We start from the raw sequence: 24,915 nt of genomic DNA on the forward strand, positions 1-24,915 counted from the left end.
AGGTCGCTTAGCGTTTGAGGCACGCCGCGACCGGCTGGGTTGCGGACTGTCAGCCGGAGGGAGTGCTGTGCTCGAGGTCGATCATCTGGTCCGTCGGTTTGGGGAGATCACGGCGGTGGACGCCATCTCGTTCGCCGTCGGCGACGGTCAGATGACCGGCTTCGTGGGAGGCAATGGTGCCGGCAAGACCACCACCATGCGGATGATCATGGGGGTGCTCAGCATTCATGGTGGCGGCGTGCAGTGGCGGGGCCGGCCGATCACCGCCGCCGACCGCCGCGGCTTCGGCTACATGCCGGAGGAGCGCGGGCTCTATCCGAAGCAGCCGATCATGGACCAGCTCATCTATCTCGGCCGTCTGCAGGGCCTGAGCGCGTCCGGCGCGCGGCAGCGAGCCAAGACGCTGCTCGAGCGGTTCAACCTCGGCGACCGCCACAAGGACAAGCTCGAGTCTCTGTCACTGGGCAACCAGCAGCGGGTGCAGATCGCTGCCGCGGTCATCAGCGACCCGCAGATGCTGGTGCTGGACGAACCGTTCTCCGGTCTCGACCCCGCTGCGGTCGACGAGATGGCCGACGTGCTGCGTGAGTTCACCGACCGTGGTGTGCCAGTGCTCTTCTCATCACACCAGCTGGATCTGGTCGACCGCCTGTGCGACCAGCTGGTCGTGCTGTCCGCCGGTCGGGTCGTGGCGCGCGGCACCGCTGCCGAGCTGCGCCGCCGTGGTCCCGTGCGCCATCGCCTGATCACCGCCGGCGACGCCGGGTGGGTGCGCGGCCTTCCGGGCATCGAGGTGATCGACGTCGACGGCGGCACGGCGCTGCTGGAGCTGTCCGAGCCTGCGGACACCGACCGGATCCTGACCGAGGCACTTCGTCGGGGCGGCGTGCGTGAGCTCACCGAAGTCGTGCCCACCCTTGCCGACACCTACCGCGAGGTCACCAGATGAGCACCGTGCAGACTCGCCCGGCCCAGTCCCGTTCGAGCGCGGACGACACCTCGAGCGCGCACCATGCGTGGCGGACCGTCACCGAGCGCGAGATCAGCGTCAAGCTCAAGGACCGGACCTTCCTGATCACGACGGTCGTGACCCTGGCCATCATCATCGGCGCTGTCGCGTTCCAGACGGTCATGGCCGCGCACGCCGGCAAGAAGACCGTCGCAACCAGCGGTCCGGGCACCCAGATCGTCAGGCTGGCCGATACCTTGGCGCATCAGGGCGGCCGAGACGGAGTCAGCCTCAAGAGCAGGGTCCTGAGCTCGACCTCGGCAGTCCGGAGTGCCGTGCAGTCCGGAAAGGTCGACGCCGGTCTGGTGCCTGCCGGGGACGGCTGGCGACTGATCGGCAAGGACTCCAAGGACGACGTCATCTCGACCTGGCTGGGCGTAGCAGTGCAGCAGGCCACCATGCAGAAGAACGCGGTGGCCGCCGGCACGTCCTTGCCGGCCCTGCAGAAGGGGACGGCGCTGCCCTACGACCTGATCGACCCGCGCGCGACGTCGACCGGCCTGGCCAAGGGTGTCGGCTATGCCTTCGGATTCCTGTTCTACCTGGCATCGCTGCTTTTCGGCCTCGCGATCGCGAACAGCGTGATCGAGGAGAAGCAGAACCGCATCGTCGAGATCCTTGCGAGTGCAATCTCGCTGCGACAGCTGCTGATCGGCAAGGTGCTCGGCAACTCGCTGCTCGCGATCGCGCAGCTGGTGATCTTTGCCGCAGCCGCGCTGATCGCGCTGCTGGCCACCGGCAACAGCTCGGCACTCGCGGGCATTTCCGGCGGCATCAGCTGGTTCATCGTCTTCTATCTCGTCGGCTTCATCACCCTGGCATGCGTATGGGCAGTCGCCGGCGCCCTCGCGACCCGCAGCGAGGACCTGCAGGCGACCTCGACCCCGATCAGCGTCGTCATCATCGCCGTGTTCATCGCCGGCATCTCGGTGTCCGGCACCGCCCAGGTCGTGCTGTCCTACCTCCCGCTGTTCTCCACGATCGCGATGCCGATCCGAGTGGTCGCCGGCACCGCGACCTGGTGGGAGCCCCTGGTGTCCCTGGTCCTGGCGCTCGCCGCCGGCTACGGCATCATCCGAGTCGCGGATGCGATGTATCGACGTTCGCTGATGCAGACCGGCCGCAAGCTGTCCTATCGTGACGCGCTGCGTACGGCTGAGTGAACAATCGGCATACGGGCGTGAGCCGTGCCGTCCGCGTCATGCGACCACCTAGGCTGACTGCGTGACAGAGATGCTGGTTGCCCTGGACGTCGACGGAACCCTGCTGCACTACGACGGCCATCTGTCGGAGACCGTGCGCGACGCGGTGCAGGCAGTGGCGCGCGCCGGCCATCACGTGACGATCGCCACCGGGCGTTCGGTGCTCGGCGTGATGGAGATCGCCGGCATGCTCGGCCTCGACCGCGGCTTCGCCGTCGCCTCGAACGGCGCCGTGACTATCGAGCTGGACCCGTCGGCGCCGAATGGCTACCGGATCGTGGAGACCGTGACGTTCGACCCCGCGCCGGTGCTCAAGTCGCTGGAGAATGCGTGGCCGGATGCAGTGGTCGCCGTCGAGGAGATCGGCATCGGCTCCAAGGTGAGCGCGCCCTTCCCGGACGGTGAGCTGCTCGGGACGCAGCGGGTGGTCTCGTGGGAGGAAATGGCCGCGGAACCGACGACCCGCGTCACCTTCCGGTCGCCGACGGGCACCTCGGACGACTTCGTGAAGCTGGCGCCACAGCTCGGACTGCACGGCGTCAGCTATGGGGTCGGCTACACCGCCTGGCTCGACATCAACCCTGAGGGGGTGTCGAAGGCCTCGGCTCTCGAACAGATCCGCCGCAACCTGCACGTCGAACCGGCTGCCACGGTCGCGATCGGCGACCACCGCAACGACCTGGAGATGCTGACCTGGGCGGCGCGCGGCGTCGCGATGGGTCAGGCACTCGACGATGTGCTGGCCGTCGCCGACGAGGTGACCGGCACCATCGACGAGGACGGCGCCGTGCCGGTGCTGCGATCGCTGATCCTGCCGTGACTCACCGGGCGGTGGAGTCATGACGGAGCGGGTCATCTCGTCCGCGGCGAACCCGCGGCTCAAGACGCTGGCCGGCCTACGTCGCCGCCGACATCGCGAGGAGACGGGGCTCACTCTGCTCGAGGGGTATGACGAGCTGCGGCTGGCCCTCGACGCCGGTCTGCGTCCACGCACGCTGCTGCACTGCCCCGAGCTGATGCTCGACGCGCCTACGCAGTCGGTCCTGGTGCGCGAGCTCGCCGAGGGTGGTGTCGAGACGCTGCGGCTGTCGCGGGCAGCCTTCGAGAAGGTCGCCTACCGCGAGGGCGCGGACGGCTTCCTCGCGGTCGTGCGCGCCATCGACCGCGCACCGTCGGACCTGAGCCTGCCGGTCGACCCGCTGCTGTTGGTCGCCGAGGGGGTGGAGAAGCCCGGCAACCTCGGCGCGATGCTGCGCACCGCCGACGCCGCCGGAGTCGACGCGGTGATCGCTGCAGACCCGGTGACCGACTGGGGCAACCCCAACGTGGTCCGCAGCTCGAAGGGGACGGTCTTTTCGGTCCCGGTGGCCACCGCATCCACCGACGACACGCTGGCTTGGTTGTCCCGGGTCGGGGCGCATCTGGTCGCCGCGACACCCGACACGGACGTGCTGCATACCGACGTCGACCTGACGGGGCCGGTGGCGATCGCCGTCGGCACCGAGAAGCACGGCCTCACCGATCGGGTGCTCGATGCGGCGGCTGTGCGGGTGCGAATCCCGATGGTAGGTAAGGCAAACTCGCTCAACGTCGCCACCTCGGCGGCCATCGTTTTGTATGAAGCCGTGCGGCAGCGGCGGGCTGTCAAGCCCTCGGTGCGTGACCCGGATTACACCCCCGGTTGAGTAGATGGCACGATGAATTCATGCGAGTTGACCACGTGGTTTATGCCGCGGAATCAGATGGACTGATCGCGACGTCCAAGCGGTTGGGGGCGGAGCTCGGGGTGGAGCCGGTCGACGGCGGTCTGCATCCGCGCTTCGGCACGCGCAACAGCGTCATCCCGCTGTTGGATGGCCGCTTCATCGAGATCGTGGAGGTGCTCGACCACCCGGCATCGGACAAGGCACCCTTCGGTCAGGCCGTGCGGGCTCGCTCCGAGGCCGGCGGCGGCTGGCTCGGTTGGGTCGTCGAGGTCGAGGACATGGCGCCGCCGGAGGCCAAGCTCGGCCGGTCGGCAGTCCCGGGCAACCGGCACTGCCCGGACGGCGGCGAGCTCACCTGGACCCAGTTGGGCGTCAAGGGCCTGATAGCCGACCCGCAGGTGCCCTTCTTCATCAAGTGGGACGCCGGCCAGAAGCACCCGTCGCAGGATGGTCCCAGTGACTGCCTGCTGCACGGTCTGCAGATCGCCGGAACCCCCGACCGCATCCGGGAGTGGCTGGGCCTGTCCGGCCTGCCCGGCGTCGACCGCAACGACTGGGAGCCGGACATCGAGTTCGACTTCGCGGCGTTGCGCGGCACCCCCGGGCTGATGTCGGTGACCTTCCAGAGCAGGACCAAGGGCACCGTCACCATCTGACCGCGAGAAGTCACAACCTGCACGCGAGAAGTCACTCCCAACCCGCGAGAAGTCAGTCAGACTCGAGCAACTGACTCCTCGATGGTTCTGTGTGACTTCTCGCGTGTTATTTGTGACTTCTCGGTGGGTTGGGGTTAGGCGCTGATCGCGTAGCCGGCCTCGTCGATCGCCTCGGCAACGGCTTGAGCGGTCAGCGCTTCGTCGCTGGTGATGTGCACGGGCGAGTCGCCACCACTCACCAGCTCGACGCTGACGCCCTGAACTCCGGGCACCAGCTTCAGCTCATCGGTGACGGCCCTCACGCAGTGCTCACACGTCATACCGGTCACTCGAATGTCCGTCTGGGTCATGTTTGTGCTCTCTCTCCTCGTCGGGTTGCCGGAACGACTCAGCTGCGCACCAGGCGCGCAATCGCTGCGGCGGCCTCAGTGACCTTCGCGTCGGCGGCCTCATCCGACTCGCGGGCCGCGTCCACGACGCAGTGGCCGATGTGGTCCTCGAGAAGGCCGAGACTGACCGACTGCAGGGCCTTGGTCACGGCGCTGACCTGCGTCAGCACCTCGATGCAGTACGTGTCGTCCTCGACCATCCGCTGGATGCCGCGCACCTGACCTTCGATGCGGCGCAGCCGTGCGAGGTACTGCTCCTTGGTGCCCGTGTAGCCGACCATCGCGCCTCCTGAGGACTGTCATTCCGACCGAGACAACAGCATACCCTGGTGGGGTATTCCTCAGGGGTGCTCGAGGAACGCGCGAGCCAGGCGTCGGTGAAGTGGGTCCGTGGTGAAGAACGGGCCGGCGTCAGTGCTGGTAGGTGCCCTGAATGATCGCGCGGCCGAGGGTCTTGAAGGCGAGGTTGAACGAGACGACCGCCGGTGAGGCATCGGCGTCCACTCCGAGCGACTCCTCGCCCACAGCGTGCACGACGAAGAAGTAGCGGTGCACCTGGTCGCCTTCGGGCGGGGCCGCGCCCATGAATCCCTGGAAGCCGCCGTCATTGCGGCACATGAAGGCGTGGCCCGGCAGCTTCGCACCTGCGGCCCCCGCACCAGCATCCAGCGACGTGGTGTCACCCGGCAGATCCACGAGCACCCAGTGCCAGAAGCCGGACGGCGTCGGCGCATCCGGGTCGAAACAGGTCACGACAAAGGACTTGGTCCCCTCGGGGACACCGGACCACGACAGATGCGGCGAGATATTTCCCTTGTCGGCGACCTGGTCGTCCTTGAGTGGCCGGCCGTCCTGCACGTCGTCACTGGTGACCGTGAACGACGGCACGCTGGGCAGCAGGTCGTAGGGATTCGGGGTGACTGGACGATCAAGGCTCATACCGCCGACCCTAGTCCGCGAACAGTTCTCGTTCCAGACTGACCTCTCGGGGTGCGGGAACTGACTCCTCGGGTGCTGAAGGTGACCTCTCGGGGGGTGTTGGGTTCAGGCGGTGGCGGTCTGGGCGGGCCCGTCGAGCGCGGCGGTGAGCTCGCGGAAGGCGGTGACCCCGGCGCGATACGGTCCCACCCGTTCGAGCCGGTCCAGCTCGACGGCACGCAGCATCCACCCGAGCACCGGTTCCGGCGCACCGGCCACAAAACGTTCCAGCTGCGTCACGGGCAGTTGCATCACCCGGCGGCACACGCGGGCATTGGGCACGAACGAGCGGCGTTCGACCACCCGGAGCAGGGCATCGACGTCGGGCACTGCCGCCAGGTTGAGCCGCGACTCCACGGTCGGTTCGTCGGCGAAGGCGTGTGCATCCACGAGATACAGGTGGTCCACCGCGGCGGCGCCGGCAGCCGTGAGGCACTCGTCCATCGCCTGCTCGTGGGTGCCGGTGACCCGGATGTCATCCAATGCCACTACTCGTGCGCCGCGCAGATCAAGGCCGCCGTCCACCTGCATGCAGGAGCTGCTGACCGCGACCTTGCGCGCACCGGGCGTCATCTGGGCGTAGTCGCCCGCGCTGATCCCACGTCGCCGCACCTCGAAGGTCGACACCGGCACTGCGGCACGCACCCACTGCGCAAAGGGGCGCACGAGGGAGTATGCCGCCGGGGCCACCGCGCCGAACCCGGATGCGGTCACGCACAACGACGAGACCTCCCGCAGGTCGACGCCCTGCAGCCAGAGCGCGCCGAGCGCCCGGCCGTACACCCGCGCAAGGCGCGCATCACCGTGCTTGAAAAGGCTGTAGCCGTGCGCGGACACGACACCGTCCGCGGGCAGCGCGGGCAGCGTCAGCGTCGTCAGCGCGAGTCGCTCACGCATGCGCCACCTGCGAGATCCCACCGACCGGCCCACCGCGCCCGCCATCTCGAGGCCCCCCCGGACCGCCGAGGGCAGCCTCCAGCACGGCCATCCCCTCGGCGTATGCCGTGACGAACGACGGACCCGTCGCCTCGGCGCCGGCGCACATCGCCTCTACCACCGACCGCGGGCACTCGCCCACCAGCCGCGCCAGGTCCGGGCTGGCGAGCGCCCGCTTGAGGAAGCGGATGGTCAGCACAAACCGGCCCGCCCGGATCGCGGGCAGCAGGTCCAGCACCGAGGTCACCCGCGCCTGGTTCAGCGCCGACTCCACCTGCGGGGTGCGCGCCAGATCGTCATCGCACACCGCGACGTATGCCGTGACCAGGCTTGCCGGGCGGCCGCCGGCCAGCGCGCGCAGGATGGTGGCCTCGGCGTGCCCGGTCACGCGCACGTCATCGACGACGACGACGGCGTTGCCCTCGATCGGCTCGTCCAGCCGAAAGGCGATGCGTGACAGCTCCGCCCGACGCTGCTCCGGCGTCGCGGTGGCATAGTCGGTGTGGGTTACCGAGTCCTTGTGCACCTTGACGATTCGGCCGGGTGCGGTCCCTGCGGCGTGGCGCCGTTCGTTCACGGCGCGCAGCACCACGTCCGCGAGAAAGTAGCAGCTGGGCGGCACCTCCAGATACGCCACCGGAAAGACCGGCGCCGCAGGCGATGAGACGAGCGAAGGCAGGTCGGCCAGCAGCACTCGCGCCAGCTCGCCGCCGAGGGCCTCGATGGCATCGAGGTCGCCGTGCTTCATCCGCGAGTAGGCGTCCGCGTCGAACGCCGCGCCACTGCGCACGTCCCGCAGCCGCTCGGGCGCCCCGGTCAGCACATGCGCCGTCACCCGACGGACGTTCTGCATCCCCATCACTCCCCTTCGATCCGCCTCAGCACCGCCAGCGTGGACGCGCCGTCGGGGGTGACCAGCGCCGTGCGCATCCCGAAGCCTGCCGCGCCATCGACGTCGGCGCGCGGGTTGTCACCCACATGTACGACGTCTGGGCGTGTCAGTGGTTCCCTCGCCCTGGCGCGGATCCACTCCCAGGAGACCTCGAAGATCCGCCGGTCCGGCTTGGCCCAACCGGTCTCGCACGAGAAGACCTGGCCCAGGTCACCGGTGAACCCGGCAAGTTCCAGCAGTCGCCGCATCAGCGTGCCGGGCAGCATGCCGGTGTTGCTGGTCAGGACCACCGGCATCCGTGCGCTCAGTGCCTGCACGACCGCGGGCAGGTCGGCATGCAGCGCGTGCGGCGGGTGCGCCTGCGCCAGTTTGGCTTGCTGCTCCAGGAGATTCGGCAGCTCGGCGTCGACATCCGAGTCGCCGGCGGTCCCCAGCCGCCGCAGGGTCAGGCGCACCCGCTCGGCAAATCCGACGTCCCGGCCGCGCGACATACAGATCTCGTCGGCATCCCGGTCGGCCCGGCGCATCGCCTGGTCGAACTCCACCGCGTCGTAGTGCGGCGCGAAGGTCGACCGCAGCAGTGCGTTGCGCTCCGGCTTGAAGTCCGGGTCGCTGCCGAGCAGGGTGCCCCAGATGTCGAGGCTGACGGCACGCGGCTGCTGCGGCACGCGTGTGGTCAGACGGCCGCGAGCGCGAGCGGCTCGAGGTCACGGGCTACCCGACCGCTGCCGGGCTGGCCGATGGCGGTGAAGCTCCAACCCTGTCCGCTGCGTGACACCTTGGCCATGACGAGCGCGGTGTGCGTGCCGGAGCCGGTGAGCTGGTAGCGGATCAGCTCGGTGTCACGGGCTGCGGAGTCCACGACCCGCACGAACGCGTTCTCGATTTCCGTGAAGTTCTCCCCACTGAACGAGTTGACCACGAAGACGATGTGCTCGACCTGTGGTGAGACCAGCGGAAGGTCGACGATGATCGACTCGTCATCGCCCTCGCCCTCACCGGTCAGGTTGTCCCCCGTGTGGTTGACCGAGCCGTCCTTGCTGCGCAGGCTGCCGAAGTAGATGACGTCGAGGACCCGGCCGCCGCCGATCATGATCGCGGACGCATCCAGGTCGATGTCCTTCTCGATCTGCTTGGTCCCACCGAACAGCTTCTTCTTGGTGATGACCTTCACGTCCCACCCGAGCCCCATCCGGACTCGAGTGAGCGCGCCGCCGTCCTGCTTGGCCAGGTTGACGGTCTGGCCCTTGCCGAGGTTGATGCTCATGATGTCGCTCCGTTCTGTGCGGGTGTAGAGGTGTGGTCGTGCTCGTCGTCGCCCTCTGGGGCGTCGTCGTCGCCCTCTGTGGCGTCGTCGTCGCCCTCTCGAGCGCGCGCGTTCTTGTTGGACTGGATCGAGGTCGCCCAGGCCGCGACGATGAGGGCGATGCCGATGCCGCCGATGACTGCCTCTCCGAGGTGGAACCTGATGGTCAGCAACAGCATGATGGCCAGCGCCCCGATGGCCCAGTGGGCGCCGTGCTCCAGGAACTTGTATTCGGCGAGCGTGCCGTTGCGCACGAGGTAGATGGTCATCGATCGCACGAACAGCGCGCCGACACCCAGGCCGAGCATGATGACGATCGGGTCAGGCGTGATCGCGAACGCACCGATGACGCCGTCGAAGGAGAACGTCGCGTCGAGGACCTCCAGGAAGAAGAACATCGACAGGGCCGCCTTGCCCGCCAGCAGCACCTGCTGGCCTCTGCTCGCCGCCTCCTCGAGCTGCGAGTCCTTGGCCTCCTCGCGGCCTTCCATGACCGAGGACAGCCCACCGACAGCGAGATAGAGCACGATGCCGAGCAGGCCGGAGAAGAGGACCGTGTCCACCTTGTCGCTCGCGGCAAGGAACTTGGAGGCGGCCAGCAGCAGGATCCCGCCGATGACGACCGAGAGCATGTCGAGTTTGCCGATGCGCTGCAGCGGCTTCTCGATCCAGGTGAGCCAGTGCAGCTCACGCTCCTGGTCGAACATGAAGTCGAGGAAGAGCAGCAGCAGGAACATGCCGCCGAAGGCGGCAATGCTGGGGTGCGCCTCATTTAGCAGATAGCCATAGGTGCCCGGGGTATGCGGGTCGCCCTTCTCCAGTGCCAGGTGCAGCGCGTTGACCGGGCTGATGCCGCCGGAGGTGCACACGATTATGAAGGGGAAGACGAGCCGCATACCGAAGACCGCGACCAGCACGCCGACGGTCAGGAACATCCGCTGCCAGAAGTCGTTCAGCCGGATCAGGTACTTCGCGTTGACGGCTGCGTTGTCGAACGAGAAGACGATCTCCAGCAGGATGAGGACCGCCGTCAGCCAGACCGCGGCGCCCCCGCCGTAGAAGAACGCCAGCACCAGGACCGCGGCGCAGATGGCGAAGTCGATGCGGAAATGTTTCAGGCCGGACATGCAGCTCCCTCGAGCTCGGCGTCACGCGCGCCGCCGGTCGGCACGGCCGAGCTGCGGGTGAGATTCTCGCCGGCCCGCGCGGCACCGACGTGGCGCGCGGGCGGGCGGGCGGAAGCGTCGCCGCCCAGTGCGGCGGTGGGCATCAACCGACCTGGAGACCGAAGTCGGAGATGACTCCGGCCAGCCCCGTGGAGTAGCCCTGCGCGATGGCGCGGAACTTCCATTCGGAGCCGTTACGGTAGACCTCGCCGAAGATCAGTGCGGTCTCGGTCGAGGCGTCCTCACCGAGATCGAAGCGCACCCCCTTGGTGGTGTTGGTCGGGTCGTCGGCGTCGAAGACGCGGATGTAGGCGTTGGCGACCTGGCCGAAGTTCTGACCGCGGGCGTCTGCCTGGTCGATGGAGGCGATGAAGGAGATCTTGGCCACGTCGGGCGAGACCTTGTTGAGCGAGATCCTGATCTGCTCGTCGTCACCCTCGCCCTCACCGGTGCGGTTGTCGCCCTGGTGCACGACCGAGTTGTTGTCGCCGCTGAGGTTGTTGTAGAACACGAAGTCCGCGTCGGTCCGGACCTTGCCGTTGGCGCCGCACAGCAGCGCGGAGGCGTCCAGGTCGAACTGGGCACCGTCGGTCGTCCGCGGGTCCCAGCCCAGCCCGACGATGGCGTTGGTCATCCCGGGTGCGGCCTTCTCCAGCGAGATGTTGCCGCCCTTGCTGAGACTGACTGCCATGATTCTTCCTTCCTCGCGGGATCCCTCCCGCTGGTCTGTTTCGATCCGTGCACGTGCTCACACAAGCGGCGTGAAGGAGTCCCTCCACGTCAGCTCACTGAAGCCGTAGGCGTCGCACACCTGATGCAACGTTCCGGAGAAGGGGTCGTGTTCCGCGCGCAACACAATTTGCCCCTCCACCACGTATGCCGAAAGCAGCGCTTGGGCGCCGAAGGTGGGCTCGGTGGTCAGCGGCAACTCCAACCGCGCACCGCCATATGTGGTCACTACGACCGTCCCCCCGGGCATACGTCCATCTTGCTGCGACAGTACAGCGTAGATGAGGAACCGGCCGACCGCAGTGATCTTTCGCAGGTTCACCACCAGGCCGCCGGCCGACACCCGGAAGATCGGCGAGCGTTGGTCGGGGCCCATGTTGCGCAGTGCGGGCAGCACCACCCCCTGAAGGCCGCCGACCTGGTAGGCCGCCCCGAGGGTCAGGTGGGCGCCCTGCGGCACCACCGGCTCCAAATGGAGGCTGCCGAAGGCGGACTGCGCCCTGGTGAGCTGGACGACGGGGTCGGCGCGGTCCAGCCGGCGCCGTTCGCCGGCCGTGACGCCGGGCAGCGCCAGGTCGTGCCGGATCAGCCGGCGGTGCCGACTGGCGATCATGGCGGTGCCCGTCTCGGGGGCCGTTGCAGCAGGCTGCGCGTCGAGGTCCAGGGGATTGCTCGCCTGCGTCGCAGGTTCCGGGCCGCGGCTCGGCGACTCGCCCAGATCCAACGAGACTCCCGCGGATGGGATCGCCGGCTGGGCCGGCGCTCGACCCGGTCTCGCCGAGCGGCCGCGCAGGAAGTCCGCGACGGCCATCGAGGGCTCACTCGCGCCGGCCGGCTCCGCCGCCGGCGGGGCGGCTGAGGACGCCGGTCGCGCCCGACGCCGGATGAACGGCAGGTCGGTGCGGGTGCTCACAGCTGGACTCCGAAGTCCTTCGCCAGCCCGGTCAGGCCACTGGAGTAACCGAGACCGAGCGCCTTGAACTTCCAGTCGCCGGCGCGGCGGTAGATCTGGCCGAGGCGCACCGCGGTCTCGGCGTTCAACCCGTCCGCCAGGTCGACTGTCTGAAGGATCGGCGCTCCGGTGTCCAAACGCGTCAGGTGCACCACGCAGTGCCGCAGCTGCCCCAGGGTGCGCCGACCGGTGCCGCCCTCGTTGAAGTAGAGGACGAAGACGATGCTGTCGACCTCGGGCGGCACTCCACCGAGCTCGATCTCGACCTGCTCGTCGTCGTCACCCATGGCCGTCTCCAGCTGGGCGGTCGACAGGTCGCTCGACACCAGCTGGTTGAAGTAGACGACATGCTCCTGCGACAACGCCTTGCCGCTGCTGTCGCACAGGATCGTCAGCAAGGCCAGGTTGTCCGAGAGGCTGCGCTCGGGCCCGGCGTCCCAGTCGACACCGACGACCACCCCGGACAGGTCCGGGATCTCCTTGGTCAGTGCGACGTTTGCGCCCTTGCGAAGAGGTGTCACAGGTCTAGCTCCGAACCGCCGAACTTGTCCTCCAGGAATCTGCCATGCACCTGCAGCGCCTGCAGGTCACGCGAGCGGCTGGCCTCGGCGAGCCGCTCGACACTGTCCCGCAGGGTGATCAGTTGGTCCACCAGCGCGTCCGTGGCCGCCTCACGGGCACCGCCGGACCGGACCGCACCGACATACGCCCGGATCGACCCGGGCAGGTAGTCGGTGAGGACCCCGTGCATGGCCACGCGCACGCTCAGGTCGAGGTTCGCCGCATCGGGCGCCTGCAGCACGCCGTTGATCGTGTCGGTCACCGCGCGGGCCAGAACGACCCCGATGCCGGGCACCTCGGCCGCGCTGCGGTTGATCTCGAGGACCAGCTGCTGGCTCTGCCTCGTCAGCGCCGGCACGCTGTCCGTCTCGGCCCCGCCCTGCGACACCGCGTCGATCAGGCCGCTCGCAGCAGTCGATCCCCGATGGTTCGCGGTGGAACCATCGGGGTCGAAGATGCGCGAGAGCAGACCCACCTAGGAGCCGATCTGCCCCTGAGGCCGGCCGCCCTCGAGGCCCTGCTGCTTCATCGAGCGCTCAAGGTAGGGCTTGGCGCGCTCCACCTGCCCCTCCAGTGCCCCGATGGTCTGCGCCATGTTCTGAGTGGCCTGGGAGCGGAAGGTGTCGATCGCGTCCATCGTCTGGAACACGTTGTCGAAGGCCCGCTGCAGCTTGTCGACCTCGATCGTGCTGGACGCGGCCTGCTTGTTGATCTCGGCGCCCTGGGTCTTCAGCTGCTCCGAGGTGCGCTCGATCAGGCTGGATGTGGTCGAGTTGAGCGCCGTGATCTGGTCGAGGACCAGCTTCTGCTGCGAGAGCGCCTGCGCCACGATGACCGCGGTCCGCAGCGCGGCGATCGTCGTCGTCTGAGCGCGGTCGACGCCGCGGATCAACTCGAGGTTGTTCTTGCGGACCAGATCGAGCGCCAGGTAGCCCTGCACCGAGACGGCCATCTGGGTCATGATGTCCTGCCGACGCTGGCGGACGGCGAAGAGCACGTCCGACTTCATCGAGTCGGCGTCCTCGGTCTTGCCGGCCGCCTGCAGCTCGGCGATCTTGGCCTCCACCGCCTTGTCCAGCGCGGTCGAGAGCTGGTTGTACTCGCCCAGCTTCTGCATCGCAGTCCACATGTTGCCGCGCTCCACCTCGATGGAGGCGTTGTCCTTGCGCAGCTCGTCCTGCCCGGTGGCGAGCGCCCGGATGATGGCGTCGATCTGCGACTGCGCCGACTGGTACTTCGCGAAGTAGTTCTCGATCTTGTTGCCGCCCGGGATCCACTTCAGCAGCTTCTTCACACCGGTCAGGTCGGCGCGGTTCGGGTCCAGGTCGGTGATGGTGGTGCGCAGCTCGACCAGCGTGGTGCCGACCTTGGACTGGGCGCTGTCCTTGCCGCCCTGCGCGGCGGGGCGCTGCAGCATCCGGTTGGAGACCTCCGAGGTCCGGCGGATGTCGCTGTCGCCCATCTGCAGGATCGAGTCGACCTTCTGCGAGAAGGCCGGGGCCTTCACGTCCATGCTCGCCAGGTCCTCGACAAACGCGTCGGCCTTCTTCTCCAGCTCGGTCTTGGCCGCGTCATTGACCGGCACGGCCTGCACCGCCTGCTCCTCGGCGACGACCGCCACGGCCTTGGGTGCCTCGAGCACCAGGCCATCAGCCGGCGCCGCCGCAGTACCTGCCGCCTGGTTGCCGCCGGCCGACGCGAGCCCTCCGTCGAGGTTGAGGTCTGACATGTCGTGTGCCTCCTAAATGGCTGCGGCTGATCCCGCTCCCCGTTGTGGCTTCCCACTCTATGTAGGTCGTGCGGCTCGCGGGAGGCCACCCGCAATGATCGCCGGTATCCCGGCGCGCGGACCGGCGCATTGGGCAACCGGTGTGGCTTCTCACTAGGTGGACGAACGGCGGCCCGAAATGGATCCCACCCCGTCAGGGGGTGCGCTGTCGCAGTGCCTCGTGCAGCACGATCGCACCGGCCGTCGCCGCATTCAGCGAGCTAGCGGTGCCCACCATCGGGATGCTGATGATCTGGTCACAGCCGTCCCGCCAGGCGCGCGTCAGCCCGCGCGTCTCGTTGCCGATCACGATGACCGTCGGGCCCGCGAGGTCGACGCGGCGCAGGTCCTGCTCGCCGCCTTCATCCGTGCCGAGAACGGTCAGCGGTATGCCGCCGACTCGCCGCCTCGTGACCCACTCCAGCACTTCGCGGTGCGACTCGGCCCGCACCGTGGGCACGGTGAAGAACGACCCGGTGCTCGCCCGGACCGACTTGGGGTCATAGGGGTCGGCGGCGTGGCCGGTGACCACGAGGGCGCTCGCGCCGAACGCGTCCATCGAGCGCAACAGACTGCCGATGTTGCCCGGCTGGCCCGGCCGGTCGAAGACCACGATCAGCGGGGACCCGCTCGAGGGCAGCCGCTCCAGGTCGTCCGGCGGCATCTCGACAACGGCCAGCAGCTCGGGCACGTCGTCGGCCTTCTCCGCGAGCTGGGCCAGCAGCTCCTCGGGCATCTGCACGTGGTGGCACCGCGTGCACTCCCACACACCGCGAGCCCAATCCGAGGGGCGGCGATCTTCGGGCCGGATCAGGGTGCGAATCGTCCAGTCGTACTCGAGCGCGCGCCCGATCGGCCGCACCCCCTGCACGATGAACTCACCGGCACGGTGTCGCTTGGTCCGGTTGTGCAGCAGCGTCTCCAGCTGCTGGTATGCCGCGTTGCGGCTGCCGATGCGCCCCGGGCGATCGGGTGGGCTGACCTGCATACCTGCGAACCTAACGGTCCCCCGATCCGGCCGGCGGATGGCTCGTTCACCGCCGGCGTCAGCCGACACATATTCCGCTCTGGCCATCCTCCGTGAATACTTTCTGGTATGCGCCGACTGCCCGCCCAGCCAGATCCGTCGCATTCGACCCGTGCCCATGATGTCGCCCGGGACCACCGGCTCATTATCGGTGGTGTGCTCGCGACTCTCGTCGTGCTCGTGGTCGGCGGCTACACCATGGACTGGTCGTGGACGGGTTTCGGCGGCAACACGGTCTGGGACTGGCTCAACCTACTGATCCTGCCGGTCGTGCTCACCGCGCTACCGCTGTGGCAACGCACCCGTCGTTCCCACCATCTGCACTGGCGGATCGCCTGGATCCTGGCCATGGTGACTCTCGTCGTGCTCGCCGTCGGCGGGTACACCCTGGGCTGGTCGTGGACCGGCTTTCACGGCAACACGGTCTGGGACTGGCTGAAACTGCTGATCGTTCCCTTCGTGTTGCCTCTCGTGCTCAGCGACTTCACCCGCGCAGCCCACCCCGCGAACGCCACCACGGCCGCGCACCCGCTACGCAAAACAGACTGAACCGTCGGGCTCGGCGTCGGGCGCACGCAAAACCTCGGCAGGAGCTGCACGCCATCGGCGGGTCACCCCGGCAGCTGCGAGTCGACCTCGGCGTCGACCACCAGCGGCTCCCGCGCGGTCTTGGCCCACGACCCCTTGCCCAGCACCTGCCGGCCGAGCGCGCGGACGACCGCCGGAAAGGTCAGCCACGCGTAGCAGGCGTAGGGCAAGAAGAGCAGCAGGGCGAGCAGCAGCCCCCGCACTCCGCGCTGCCGGGCCATCAGGGCGATCAGCCCCGGTCCAATGGTGCTGCCGACGAAGAACACGATGATCGGCCAGCCGGCGGCGTAGAACGCGATGTGCAGGGCGATCGCCAGGCCGACGGCACACAGCAGGGCCACCGCGGTGACCATCTGCAGTATGGGGAGCAGGAGGTACCCGACCATGTCGATCCGCGCCGCGAGCGAAACGTCCGCGCGGCGCACGGTCGACATCAGGCCAATCGCCTGCCAGGACCCCTGCGCCCAACGGGTCCGCTGCCGATAGAGCGGCCGCAGCCGGGACAGGCCCTGCTGGGACACGCTGGCCTCCGGCTCGTGGCTGCCCCGCCAACCGGCGGCGATCAGCCGCAGGCCGACGTCCTGGTCCTCGGTGAGGCGGTGCCGCCACGGTCCGTCCGGGCCGGCGACGTCGTCCAGGGCGCGCAGCCGGTTGAACTGCCCGTTGCCGCCCATGTTCGCGGTGCCCCACGCCGCGCGACCCAGCTGATAGACCAGCCCGAAGATCGCGAACTCCACATCCTGGAACCACGCCAGCGCCTGCTGTCGGTTGTAGATGCGGACCTGGATCTGCACACCCCCGACGCGCGGATAGCTCAGATGACGGACCACCCGCGACGGCGCCGACGGCTCAAGGCGGCCGTCCGCGTCCACGATGACTACGATGACGTTCGCGAGCGACCGGTCCCGGTGCTCGGGTCTGGACAGGATCTCTGCGTGCAAAAAGCTCCAGGCCTCGTTCAGCGCTGCGGCCTTTCCCTGCCGTGCATTCGGCGCATCTCTGCGCAGCACCCGCACCTTGCGGGGCGACGAAGGCATCCCGAATCCCTCCCTATTGCCATGCATCGCGCGTCCTCGCACGATAGCCCCGTCTCAACGGCGACGTGGCAGGTAGAGACTCCCGATTTCGATCCAGGCGCCCGTACCGAACGGCTACGTCACCGAATCGGTCAGGTCCGCATACTCCTGGTGCCGTTGGAGATACACCACGACGTACGAGCACTCGGGGACGATCCGCAGACCGGCCGCGCGCGTCTCCGCGAGCGCATGGCCGACGAGCGTGCCCGCCAGTCCCCGGCCGCCGTATGCCGGGTCGACCGCGGTGTGCGTGAAGTGACGCCGGCCGTCGACGTCCCGATAGGCCGCAATGCCCACTCGCTCGCCATCGAGCGCGATCTCGAACCGGTGCCGCGACTCGTCGTGCGTCACTGTCGGTGTGCCGGCTGCCTCGCTCATGCCGCTGTGGCCTTCATACCGCCGACCGTACTATGGGATTCTTCGGAGCATTTCGACGATCCCGAGCGCTGGGGGCGGTATGAGCAACCTGGAGAGGCACCCGATGCCGCGCACGTGCACGGATGACGACGCTCCCGGCATCGAGCTGCTGACTCCGCGCGATGTCCCGCTCGGTGGCCCGCGCGCGATGACGGTTCACCGCACGCTTCCGCAGCGATCCCGGTCCCTGATCGGCGCCTGGTGCTTCGTCGACCACTACGGACCCGACGACGTCTCCACGAGTGGGGGTATGCAGGTGCCGGGACATCCGCATACGGGCCTGCAGACGGTCTCGTGGCTCTTCAGCGGAGAGATCGAGCACCGCGACTCCATCGGCACGCATGCCGTGGTGCGCCCCGGTCAGATGAACCTGATGACCGCCGGGCGTGGCATCGCGCACTCGGAGTTCTCGACGTCACGCACGACGACCCTGCACGGCGTGCAGCTGTGGGTCGCCCTGCCTGCCGAGCATGCCGACACCGCACCGGCATTCGAGCACTACGAGCCTCAATCGGTGACGGTTGACGGCGCGTCGGCGCTGGTCTTCCTCGGCATGCTCGCCGGGACGACCTCCCCAGTGGCGACGTTCAGCCCCCTGGTCGGCGCCGAGATCACCGTCCCCGCAGGCCACGCGACGGCACTGGACGTGGACCCGAGTTTCGAGCATGGGCTGCTCGTGGACACCGGCACCGTCACCGTGAGCGGGCAGGAGGCGAAAACCGCGGAACTGGTCGTCTGCGGCACCGGTCGCGAACGAATCACGCTGCAGGCCGGCGCCGACGAGACCGCCCGGGTGCTGCTGCTGGGCGGTGCCCCGTTCGGCGAGCAGATCCTGATGTGGTGGAACTTCGTCGGGCGCACCCAGGACGAGATCACGACCTACCGGCAGGACTGGCAACGCGAGCGCGACGGATCCGCCGGTTCGGGCCGGTTCGGTTCGCTGCCGCCCGAGTGGGACCAGACCTTGCCTGCGCCCGTCCTGCCACCGGTGCGGTTGCGCCCGCGATCATAGGTCGTATGAGACGCACCCCACAGAGTTCTCCGCTCGCAAGCTCGCTCCGATACTTCGCGAGGGCCCCGAAATGAGCACACCCGACGAGGCAGCCGCAGAGCTCGCGCACGAGTCCCTCTCGACCGGTGACGTCATCGGCTGGTTCGAGCCGCTGTATGCCGCGGCGGCCGTGGGCGACGCGGTGATCCCATGGGATCGCGGCGAACCGCACCCGTTGCTGGTCGACTGGGCGGCGGCGTCGGCTGGCACGTCAAAGGACAGCGGGAGCGCGCACGATGCGGTGGAAACGGAAGCTATCGCAGGCGCATCCACAGCAAGCTCCGACGAGTACCCGAGAAGTGCAGTGGAAACGGAAGCTATCGCGGGCGCATCCGCAGCAAGTTCCGGGCGGGCACTCGTCGTGGGATGCGGCCCGGGCCACGACGCGGAGCTCATCGCCTCGCTGGGATACGACACCACGGCATTCGACGTGTCGGACTCGGCGATCGTCGGTGCGCGCGGACGCCACCCGCACACCACCGCCCGCTACCTGGTCGCCAACCTGTTCGAGTTGCCTACCGACTGGCATCGGGCTTTCGACCTGGTGGTCGAGGTGATGACGGTGCAGGCGATGCCTCGCACGGTGCGGGCGAAGGCGATCGCCACGATCCGGGATCTGGTCGCGCCCGGCGGAACCTTGCTGGTGATCGGCATGCACCTGCCGGACGACTGGATGCTGGAGCAGGGGCCGCCGTGGCCCCTGACGAGTGAGGAGCTGGAGACCTTCGCGAGCGACGGGCTGCAGGGTCGGCTGATCTCGGCACCCCGCGAGGACGGACCGGACAACTATCGCTACACGCTCACGCGCAACGACGAAGCGCAGTGACTGCGGCGGCGACAAGAGCGCATGCAGCGACCGGCACGGCCTATGCAGAGGCGGAAAGTTTTTCTAGATTGGATGTATCACCAGCGGGTGATCGCGCTCCTTGGACCCGAGAGCTTCACCATGAGGCTCTTCCATCGAGCGTTGGATGGGAGGTCTAAGAGTTGAACACTGACCGGTTGGAGGTCACACCGTCTGGGGCGCAGGTGTGGAGCCAGTCGACAACTCTTTTCCAACGCTGGCGCACGGGGGACGCGCTGGCACTCGATGAGCTCGTTCGGGCGCTGAGCCCGGTGCTCTGGCAAGTGGTTCGGGCCTATCGGCTCGACCACGGGCAGGCGGAAGACGCCGTCCAGAGCACCTGGCTCGCGCTCGTACGAAACGCAGATGCCATCAGCGAGCCGGCGGCGGTCGGCTCCTGGCTGACGACCACGGCACGACGAGAGGCATGGCGGCAGGCCCGTCGCGCTCGTCAGGCCGATCCCCTGGACGACGACGTCCTCGAACGGAGCACACCCGCAGCCCGGTCCGCCGAGGCAACCGCCCTCGAGCGGGATGCCGGCAACGTTCTGTGGGCAGGTGTCTCGCAGCTGTCCGAACGTTGCCAGCGGCTGCTGCGAGTTATCGCGTTCTCCGATCGACCCGACTACGCCGCGCTGGCTGCCGATCTCGGCATGCCGGTCGGCAGCATCGGACCCACCAGGGGCCGATGCCTGGACAAGCTGAAGACGCTCCTACAGGAGCCCGACAAGGAGGTGCCCCGTGGACAATGACATCCAGTTCGCCGACCTGGCCGAGATGTGGCAGTCCCACGACCCCGCCCCGCCGGGTCTGGTCGAGCGAGCGCTCGTCGCGATCGAGATGGAGGATCTCGACGCCGAGTACGAGCTCCTGCACATCGTCGAGCGCGGCCGCACCCTCGTCGGCACGCGCGGCGACCAGGCCGAGACGCTGACCATCGTCTTCTCCGGCAACGACTGCTCCTTGATGATGCGCATCAGCCCACTGGACGGTGACTGCCGCCGGGTGGACGGGTGGGTGTCTCCGCCGCGCCCGGTGCGGGTGTCGCTCAAGCAGCAGGAGACCGCCTTCGACTCGACCTCCGATGCCAAGGGCCGCTTCGAGATTGCCCGTATGCCGCACGGCCTGGCCCGCGCGGTGCTCTCCTCGCTGCCGGCCCCGGATGGCACGGCGCACGTAGAGCACACGGAGCAGCTGTTCGCCACGCCGGCCTTCGAGGTCTGAACCGATCCGCCCATACCGGCTGATTGAGCCGGGCAGAGCTTGCGGAGCCCGTGTCGAAATCGCCCGCTTACGGCAAGCCGGCATGCGGCACGTCGACCGTGACCGCTCGAATGTCGGCCTCCCGAGCGGCGCTGCGGGCGTGCTCGTCGAAGTCGGGCGCGCAGCTCATGAAGAGCGTCCGCCCGTCCGACCCGCCCAGCATGCACGCGAAGACGCCGGTGCCCGGGGTGATGGTCTCGCGGATCTCGCCGCCCTCGGCGACCCGGCAGACCCGACCGCCCACCGCATCGGCCACCCACAGGGCGCCCTGCGCGTCCAGGCAGCAGCCATCGGGGCCATACACCGCCTCAGGCACCGCCTGCGCAACCACCCGCGAGGTCGGCAGGTCACCGAACCGCGCCCAGTCGCGGCGCTCTCCCAGGCTGCCGTCGGGCCGGATCTCGAAGGCACTGATCCGGTTGCCGAAGGTCTCGTCCACGATGAGCGTGCTCCCGTCCGGCGTGACGACGCTGCCGTTGGGGAACCATAGGTCCGTCGCCACCTGGGTCACGCTGCCATCCGGGTCGATCCGCAGCAGCCCGGTCGTCTCGATGTCGGCGCCGCCCATCAGGTCGAAACCGAAGTCGCCCAGCCAGCAACGCCCCTGCCCGTCGACCACCATGTCGTTGGGATGCCCACCGACGAAGGCGGCCACATCGGCGTGCACCACCAGAGCGCCGTCCGGCTCGCGGCGCATGACCTTGCTGTCCTTCATCGACACGAAGACCAGGCGCCCGTCGGGCAGCCAGCCGAGGCCGGACGGCTGGGCCGGCACTTCCACCTCGACGCGCTGCTCCGAGCCGTCCTGCGTCACGGAATAGATGGCATGCGTGTAGAAGTCGACGAACCACAGTCGACCGTCGTGCCACCGCGGGCACTCTGTGTATGACATGCCTGACACCACGGTCTGGATCTCGCGCTCCGTCATACCGCCCGACTCTAATCCAGCGGCCGACCGGCGTCAGCGCGATGCGAAAAGAGTCGTAGTCAGGTGTCGGCTCATGTCACGAGCACTGCGAGCTCGACCCGGCTGCCCAGTCCGAGCTTGTCCAGCGCACTGCGCAGGTGCGACTTGACGGTCGCCTCGCTGGCGAACAACCAGCCGGCAATTTGCGCGTTGGTCGCGCCCTTGGCCACGGCCTGGGCGACCTCGAGCTCGCGCCGGGTCAGCGTCTGCAACCGCTGCCGCGCGTCGTTGCGCCCGGGGATCGCCCCTCGCTGGACGTGGTCGAGCAGCTGCCGCGCACTGCGCGGGGACAGGACGGACTCACCGGCCGCGACGTTACGCACGGCATCAAGGATCTGCGTCGGTGAGCTCGTCTTGAGCAGGAATCCGTCCACCCCGGCGCCCACGGCACGCATCATCACGTCGTCGTGGTCGAAGGTCGTGAGCATCAGGATCCGTGGCGGGTTGGGCCGGCCACGCACCGCCGCGACGGCTTCGATGCCACCGACGCGCTGCATCCGCACATCCATCAGGATCACGTCGGGGTGATGCTGGTGGATGGCGGTGACCACCTCGTCTCCGTCGTGGACGCTGCCGACAATCTGCAGGTCCGGTGCCTGTCCCAGCATCAGCTCGAGCCCCTGACACACCAGCGGGTCGTCGTCGACGAGCAGCACCCGGGACACGTCGTCAGTCATGCTCCACCCCTCGGGTCCACGGCAGCAGGGCCTCGACGCGGAATGCACCCCCGTCGTCGGTCCACACCCGCCAGTTGCCGCCGAGCCGCCGGACGCGCTCGGACAGCCCGGTCAGGCCGTTGCCCAACCGGAAGCTGCGGGACAGCTGCGGTCCCTGACGCAGCAGATTGCCTGCACTGATGTCGATCCCGAGTGTCGGGTTTGCCGTCACCTGCAGTCGCACGGGCATGCCCGGTGCATGCTTGCGTGCGTTGGTCAGCACCTCCTGCACCTCAGATCAACCCGGGCAACTCCATCCAGGGCGTGCTGGCCCTCGACCTGCCGGCCGGGGTCAAGGCCGCCTCGATGGAGTTGCACGACTCGATGTTCTCCGGAGGGATGAAAGTCGGTCTCGACTGAGTCGGCACAGGCGGGCGGTGGCGTCGTTGGGAGGGCGACGTCACCGCCATACCCTGTCCACTCGCGACCGATCCGTGGAATCGTGGCTGTGACGGATAGGTCCATCGATTGAAGGAGCGGGTCATGACCCTGATGCGGGTGCCACTGAAGGCCGGCGGGCAGTATGTCGTGGCCGCCGCCAAGGACACGGGCGACGACAAGCAGCCAGACGCCCTCGAACCTCGCGACGCCCATGGCGTCACCCACGTGATCGACGAGCTGGGCGGCACCGTCGAGCAGGCGCTCGACCAGATGGTGACGCCGGCCGCCGAGATGATGGTGAGCAAGCTGCGCAAGCTGTCCCCGGACGCGCTCCAAGTGGAGTTCGGCATCGATCTGTCCGGTGAAACGGGTGTGATCATTGCATCTTCGGCTCTTGCGGGCCACTTCAGCGTTACCCTCACGTGGGGCCAGGAAGGCCTGGTCACCCCATCGGTCTGACCGGGTGCAGGCAGGCTTCGACCTGTGCGGGCGCTGCCGGCCGGACGGTGAGAGGATCGGCTATGGCCTACGACATCGATGCAATCCGTGCACACTTCCCCGCGCTCGCCGAGGGCGCCGCACACTTCGACGGTCCGGGCGGCTCCCAGACCCCGGATGTCGTCGCCCGGGCGGTTGCAGACACGCTGATGTCGGCGATCGCCAACCGTGGCAGCGTGACTCGCGCCGAGCAGCGGGCCGAGCAGATCGTGCAGGATGCACGCACGGCCATGGGCGACCTGCTCGCCGTGGACCCACGCGGCGTGGTGTTCGGACGGTCGGCGACCGACCTGACCTTCCACCTGGCCGGGACGCTCGCTGCGGACTGGGGCCCTGGCGACGAGGTCGTCGTGAGCCGGATGGACCACGACTGCAACATCCGCCCCTGGGTGCATGCCGCAAAGGCAGCAGGTGCGACCGTGCGCTGGATCGACTTCGAGGCTTCGACCGGAGAGCTGACCGTTGACCACGTCACAGCGGTTCTGAGTGAACGTACTCGTCTCGTGGCGCTCACGGCGGCCTCCAACCTGATCGGGACCCGACCCGATCTGACGGCAGTCGCCGAGCTGGTGCACCGCACCGGGGCGCTGTTCTACGTCGACGGGGTGCATGCCACGGCGCACGCCCTGGTCGACTTCGAGGCAAGCGGCGCGGACTTCTGGGTGTGCTCGCCCTACAAGTTCCTCGGACCGCACTGCGGCGTCCTGGCCGCCCACCCTGCGACCCTCGAAGCACTGCACCCGGACAAGTTGCTGCCGTCGTCGAATGCCGTGCCCGACCGGTTCGAGCTCGGCACCTTGCCCTACGAGCTGCTGGCCGGCACCACGGCCGCCGTGGACTTCCTCTCCCAGCTGGCTGCCGCCGGGTCCGGGTCGTCGACCCGGCGCGAACGGATAGTCACCTCGCTGGGCGAGCTGACCGCCCACGAGGACTCCCTGATGGCGGTGGTGGAGCCCGCCCTGCGCGCACTGCCCGGGGTCACCGTGCACAGCAACGCGAAGCGCCGCACACCGACGCTGCTCTTCACCGCGCGCGGCCACGAGCCGCAGGAAATCTACCGGGCCCTCGCGGAGCGCGGCATCAACGCGCCGGCGAGCAACTTCTACGCCTGGGACGCCAGCCATCACCTCGGCCTGGGCGATGCCGGCGGCGTGCGAATCGGACTGGCACCGTATACAAACCGCGACGACATCGACCGGCTGATCGGCGCGCTACAGGAGATCCTGCCCTGCTAGCCTCGCTGGCGGTGTTGGGCAAAAATTTCCACCCAACACCGCCGGCGGTCAGGCGTTGATCGAACCGATGCGGATGTTGTTGCCGAACGGGTCCCGGATCGCGAAGTCTGTGCCGTAGGGCTGTTCCATCGGCTCCTGGGTGATGTCGGCGCCGGTCGCCTCGATCCGCTCGAAGGTGCCCGGGATGTCGTCGGTGGTGAACGCGAGCCAGCCATCACCGGCACCCTTGGTCACCAGGTCACGCACCTGTGCCGCCATTGCCTCGTCGTGCGCCGGTGCACCGGGCCGCGCCAGCAGGATCTCCTTCTGGTCGCCGGGCACCCGCACGGTCAACCACCGCATCGGGCCGAAGTCCATTTCGGCCGAGACCTCAGGCCGAGCACCTCGGTATAGAAGGTGAGCGCCTTGTCCTGATCGAGGACATAGATGGACAAGAGGTTGTTGCGTGTCAGCATTGTTGGCTCCTTGAGAACGTGGATCGATGAGTGGAGCGCTACGCGCCAATGGCCGCCCTTCCGCGAATTCAGCCGAGTCTTCGGCGAGACGCCCTTGACGGGCGGGCCGACATCGGCGGTGCTGGGCAAAAAGTGCGCGATTGCGGC

At 68.3% G+C, this 24,915-nt stretch carries 34 protein-coding genes; 13 read left to right on the forward strand and 21 right to left on the reverse strand.

The annotated features are described in order from the left end of the window. Positions 1 to 67: 67 nt before the first annotated feature. The 5 genes from FGL98_RS02780 (at position 68) to FGL98_RS02800 (ending at position 4,573) form a co-directional block, all read left to right on the forward strand. The gene (locus FGL98_RS02780) at positions 68 to 949 is read left to right on the forward strand and encodes an ABC transporter ATP-binding protein (protein ID WP_146315148.1); all 882 of its coding nucleotides are present in this window, start codon (positions 68 to 70) and stop codon (positions 947 to 949) included. Continuing rightward, complete coding sequence (locus FGL98_RS02785) at positions 946 to 2,172, forward strand: ABC transporter permease (protein ID WP_146315149.1); 1,227 nt, start codon at positions 946 to 948, stop codon at positions 2,170 to 2,172. Before FGL98_RS02780 ends, FGL98_RS02785 begins: the two co-directional genes overlap by 4 nt. A gap of 70 nt (positions 2,173 to 2,242) precedes the next feature. Next, on the forward strand, positions 2,243 to 3,031 hold the full coding sequence (locus FGL98_RS02790) for an HAD family hydrolase (RefSeq protein WP_146315357.1): 789 nt from the start codon (positions 2,243 to 2,245) through the stop codon (positions 3,029 to 3,031). A 19-nt stretch (positions 3,032 to 3,050) separates the two neighbouring features. Beyond that, positions 3,051 to 3,896 carry a TrmH family RNA methyltransferase gene (locus FGL98_RS02795; RefSeq protein WP_146315150.1) on the forward strand — a complete coding sequence of 282 codons (846 nt, stop codon included), beginning with the start codon at positions 3,051 to 3,053 and terminating at the stop codon, positions 3,894 to 3,896. 20 nt (positions 3,897 to 3,916) lie between these two features. Continuing rightward, positions 3,917 to 4,573 carry a VOC family protein gene (locus tag FGL98_RS02800; RefSeq protein WP_146315151.1) on the forward strand — a complete coding sequence of 219 codons (657 nt, stop codon included), beginning with the start codon at positions 3,917 to 3,919 and terminating at the stop codon, positions 4,571 to 4,573. Positions 4,574 to 4,707: 134 nt separating this feature from the next. Here FGL98_RS02800 and FGL98_RS02805 read toward each other — a convergent pair whose 3' ends face one another. The 14 genes from FGL98_RS02805 to FGL98_RS02870 all read right to left on the reverse strand — a co-directional run bounded on the left by FGL98_RS02805 (position 4,708) and on the right by FGL98_RS02870 (position 15,238). Continuing rightward, complete coding sequence (locus tag FGL98_RS02805; RefSeq protein WP_146315152.1) at positions 4,708 to 4,923, reverse strand: heavy-metal-associated domain-containing protein; 216 nt, start codon at positions 4,921 to 4,923, stop codon at positions 4,708 to 4,710. 38 nt (positions 4,924 to 4,961) lie between these two features. After that, a complete protein-coding gene (locus tag FGL98_RS02810; RefSeq protein WP_146315153.1) occupies positions 4,962 to 5,243 on the reverse strand; it encodes a metal-sensitive transcriptional regulator in 282 nt (93 codons plus the stop codon). A 130-nt stretch (positions 5,244 to 5,373) separates the two neighbouring features. Next, the gene (locus tag FGL98_RS02815) at positions 5,374 to 5,901 is read right to left on the reverse strand and encodes a YbhB/YbcL family Raf kinase inhibitor-like protein (RefSeq protein ID WP_146315154.1); all 528 of its coding nucleotides are present in this window, start codon (positions 5,899 to 5,901) and stop codon (positions 5,374 to 5,376) included. A gap of 105 nt (positions 5,902 to 6,006) precedes the next feature. Further along, positions 6,007 to 6,837, reverse strand: coding sequence for a phosphoribosyltransferase family protein (locus FGL98_RS02820; protein WP_186525939.1), 831 nt, complete (start codon positions 6,835 to 6,837; stop codon positions 6,007 to 6,009). Next, complete coding sequence (locus FGL98_RS02825; RefSeq protein WP_186525940.1) at positions 6,830 to 7,729, reverse strand: phosphoribosyltransferase family protein; 900 nt, start codon at positions 7,727 to 7,729, stop codon at positions 6,830 to 6,832. Before FGL98_RS02825 ends, FGL98_RS02820 begins: the two co-directional genes overlap by 8 nt. Before the next feature lie 5 nt (positions 7,730 to 7,734). Beyond that, positions 7,735 to 8,436 carry an HAD family hydrolase gene (locus FGL98_RS02830; protein ID WP_146315157.1) on the reverse strand — a complete coding sequence of 234 codons (702 nt, stop codon included), beginning with the start codon at positions 8,434 to 8,436 and terminating at the stop codon, positions 7,735 to 7,737. Positions 8,437 to 8,444: 8 nt separating this feature from the next. Next, positions 8,445 to 9,035 (reverse strand): TerD family protein, encoded by a 591-nt coding sequence (locus FGL98_RS02835; protein ID WP_146315158.1) that lies wholly within the window; start codon positions 9,033 to 9,035, stop codon positions 8,445 to 8,447. After that, entirely contained in the window at positions 9,032 to 10,201 is a 1,170-nt protein-coding gene (locus tag FGL98_RS02840) for a DUF475 domain-containing protein (RefSeq protein ID WP_146315159.1), read from the reverse strand. Before FGL98_RS02840 ends, FGL98_RS02835 begins: the two co-directional genes overlap by 4 nt. A 142-nt stretch (positions 10,202 to 10,343) precedes the next feature. Continuing rightward, positions 10,344 to 10,931 carry a TerD family protein gene (locus tag FGL98_RS02845; RefSeq protein ID WP_146315160.1) on the reverse strand — a complete coding sequence of 196 codons (588 nt, stop codon included), beginning with the start codon at positions 10,929 to 10,931 and terminating at the stop codon, positions 10,344 to 10,346. A 57-nt stretch (positions 10,932 to 10,988) separates the two neighbouring features. After that, positions 10,989 to 11,882, reverse strand: coding sequence for a hypothetical protein (locus tag FGL98_RS02850; RefSeq protein ID WP_146315161.1), 894 nt, complete (start codon positions 11,880 to 11,882; stop codon positions 10,989 to 10,991). After that, positions 11,879 to 12,442, reverse strand: a complete 564-nt coding sequence (locus FGL98_RS02855) for a TerD family protein (protein WP_146315162.1) — start codon at positions 12,440 to 12,442, stop codon at positions 11,879 to 11,881. The genes FGL98_RS02850 and FGL98_RS02855 overlap by 4 nt, the downstream gene beginning before the upstream one ends. Then, positions 12,439 to 12,957, reverse strand: coding sequence for a hypothetical protein (locus FGL98_RS02860; protein ID WP_146315163.1), 519 nt, complete (start codon positions 12,955 to 12,957; stop codon positions 12,439 to 12,441). The genes FGL98_RS02855 and FGL98_RS02860 overlap by 4 nt, the downstream gene beginning before the upstream one ends. After that, complete coding sequence (locus FGL98_RS02865) at positions 12,958 to 14,211, reverse strand: toxic anion resistance protein (RefSeq protein ID WP_146315164.1); 1,254 nt, start codon at positions 14,209 to 14,211, stop codon at positions 12,958 to 12,960. A gap of 193 nt (positions 14,212 to 14,404) precedes the next feature. After that, the gene (locus FGL98_RS02870; RefSeq protein WP_146315165.1) at positions 14,405 to 15,238 is read right to left on the reverse strand and encodes a TrmH family RNA methyltransferase; all 834 of its coding nucleotides are present in this window, start codon (positions 15,236 to 15,238) and stop codon (positions 14,405 to 14,407) included. Positions 15,239 to 15,346: 108 nt separating this feature from the next. Between FGL98_RS02870 and FGL98_RS02875 the strand changes: the two genes are divergently transcribed. After that, positions 15,347 to 15,826 carry a hypothetical protein gene (locus tag FGL98_RS02875; RefSeq protein ID WP_146315166.1) on the forward strand — a complete coding sequence of 160 codons (480 nt, stop codon included), beginning with the start codon at positions 15,347 to 15,349 and terminating at the stop codon, positions 15,824 to 15,826. A gap of 62 nt (positions 15,827 to 15,888) precedes the next feature. Here FGL98_RS02875 and FGL98_RS02880 read toward each other — a convergent pair whose 3' ends face one another. After that, complete coding sequence (locus FGL98_RS02880) at positions 15,889 to 16,902, reverse strand: glycosyltransferase family 2 protein (RefSeq protein ID WP_186525941.1); 1,014 nt, start codon at positions 16,900 to 16,902, stop codon at positions 15,889 to 15,891. 114 nt (positions 16,903 to 17,016) lie between these two features. After that, positions 17,017 to 17,319, reverse strand: coding sequence for a GNAT family N-acetyltransferase (locus tag FGL98_RS02885; protein WP_146315168.1), 303 nt, complete (start codon positions 17,317 to 17,319; stop codon positions 17,017 to 17,019). Positions 17,320 to 17,398: 79 nt separating this feature from the next. Here FGL98_RS02885 and FGL98_RS02890 point away from each other — a divergent pair, with 79 nt between their 5' ends. From FGL98_RS02890 to FGL98_RS02905, 4 genes are all read left to right on the forward strand, one after another. Continuing rightward, on the forward strand, positions 17,399 to 18,370 hold the full coding sequence (locus FGL98_RS02890) for a pirin family protein (RefSeq protein WP_146315169.1): 972 nt from the start codon (positions 17,399 to 17,401) through the stop codon (positions 18,368 to 18,370). 70 nt (positions 18,371 to 18,440) lie between these two features. Next, entirely contained in the window at positions 18,441 to 19,235 is a 795-nt protein-coding gene (locus tag FGL98_RS02895; RefSeq protein ID WP_146315170.1) for a class I SAM-dependent methyltransferase, read from the forward strand. Between the two features lie 161 nt (positions 19,236 to 19,396). Continuing rightward, entirely contained in the window at positions 19,397 to 20,005 is a 609-nt protein-coding gene (locus FGL98_RS02900) for an RNA polymerase sigma factor (protein ID WP_146315171.1), read from the forward strand. After that, a complete protein-coding gene (locus FGL98_RS02905) occupies positions 19,995 to 20,477 on the forward strand; it encodes a hypothetical protein (protein WP_146315172.1) in 483 nt (160 codons plus the stop codon). Before FGL98_RS02900 ends, FGL98_RS02905 begins: the two co-directional genes overlap by 11 nt. A gap of 67 nt (positions 20,478 to 20,544) precedes the next feature. Here FGL98_RS02905 and FGL98_RS02910 read toward each other — a convergent pair whose 3' ends face one another. From FGL98_RS02910 to FGL98_RS02920, 3 genes are all read right to left on the reverse strand, one after another. Next, on the reverse strand, positions 20,545 to 21,444 hold the full coding sequence (locus FGL98_RS02910) for an SMP-30/gluconolactonase/LRE family protein (RefSeq protein WP_146315173.1): 900 nt from the start codon (positions 21,442 to 21,444) through the stop codon (positions 20,545 to 20,547). Between the two features lie 71 nt (positions 21,445 to 21,515). Continuing rightward, positions 21,516 to 22,160, reverse strand: a complete 645-nt coding sequence (locus tag FGL98_RS02915) for a response regulator (RefSeq protein WP_146315174.1) — start codon at positions 22,158 to 22,160, stop codon at positions 21,516 to 21,518. Continuing rightward, positions 22,153 to 22,422 carry a sensor histidine kinase gene (locus FGL98_RS02920; RefSeq protein ID WP_146315175.1) on the reverse strand — a complete coding sequence of 90 codons (270 nt, stop codon included), beginning with the start codon at positions 22,420 to 22,422 and terminating at the stop codon, positions 22,153 to 22,155. The genes FGL98_RS02915 and FGL98_RS02920 overlap by 8 nt, the downstream gene beginning before the upstream one ends. Between FGL98_RS02920 and FGL98_RS02925 the strand changes: the two genes are divergently transcribed. The 3 genes from FGL98_RS02925 (at position 22,407) to FGL98_RS02935 (ending at position 24,313) form a co-directional block, all read left to right on the forward strand. Next, positions 22,407 to 22,559 (forward strand): DUF4352 domain-containing protein, encoded by a 153-nt coding sequence (locus tag FGL98_RS02925; protein WP_146315176.1) that lies wholly within the window; start codon positions 22,407 to 22,409, stop codon positions 22,557 to 22,559. The two genes, FGL98_RS02920 and FGL98_RS02925, sit on opposite strands and share 16 nt — an antisense overlap. A gap of 123 nt (positions 22,560 to 22,682) precedes the next feature. After that, positions 22,683 to 23,039, forward strand: coding sequence for a CU044_2847 family protein (locus FGL98_RS02930; RefSeq protein ID WP_146315177.1), 357 nt, complete (start codon positions 22,683 to 22,685; stop codon positions 23,037 to 23,039). Positions 23,040 to 23,101: 62 nt separating this feature from the next. Beyond that, positions 23,102 to 24,313 (forward strand): cysteine desulfurase-like protein, encoded by a 1,212-nt coding sequence (locus FGL98_RS02935; RefSeq protein ID WP_146315178.1) that lies wholly within the window; start codon positions 23,102 to 23,104, stop codon positions 24,311 to 24,313. A 48-nt stretch (positions 24,314 to 24,361) separates the two neighbouring features. Here the strand turns inward: FGL98_RS02935 and FGL98_RS02940 are convergent, their stop codons facing one another. Both FGL98_RS02940 and FGL98_RS26685 read right to left on the reverse strand, forming a co-directional pair. Continuing rightward, positions 24,362 to 24,655, reverse strand: a complete 294-nt coding sequence (locus FGL98_RS02940) for a VOC family protein (protein ID WP_246136341.1) — start codon at positions 24,653 to 24,655, stop codon at positions 24,362 to 24,364. Then, the gene (locus tag FGL98_RS26685; RefSeq protein WP_281289144.1) at positions 24,643 to 24,768 is read right to left on the reverse strand and encodes a VOC family protein; all 126 of its coding nucleotides are present in this window, start codon (positions 24,766 to 24,768) and stop codon (positions 24,643 to 24,645) included. Before FGL98_RS26685 ends, FGL98_RS02940 begins: the two co-directional genes overlap by 13 nt. Positions 24,769 to 24,915: the final 147 nt, after the last annotated feature.

The organism is Leekyejoonella antrihumi, from assembly GCF_007845645.1.
GTDB classification, from domain to species: Bacteria; Actinomycetota; Actinomycetes; order Actinomycetales; family Dermatophilaceae; genus Leekyejoonella; species Leekyejoonella antrihumi.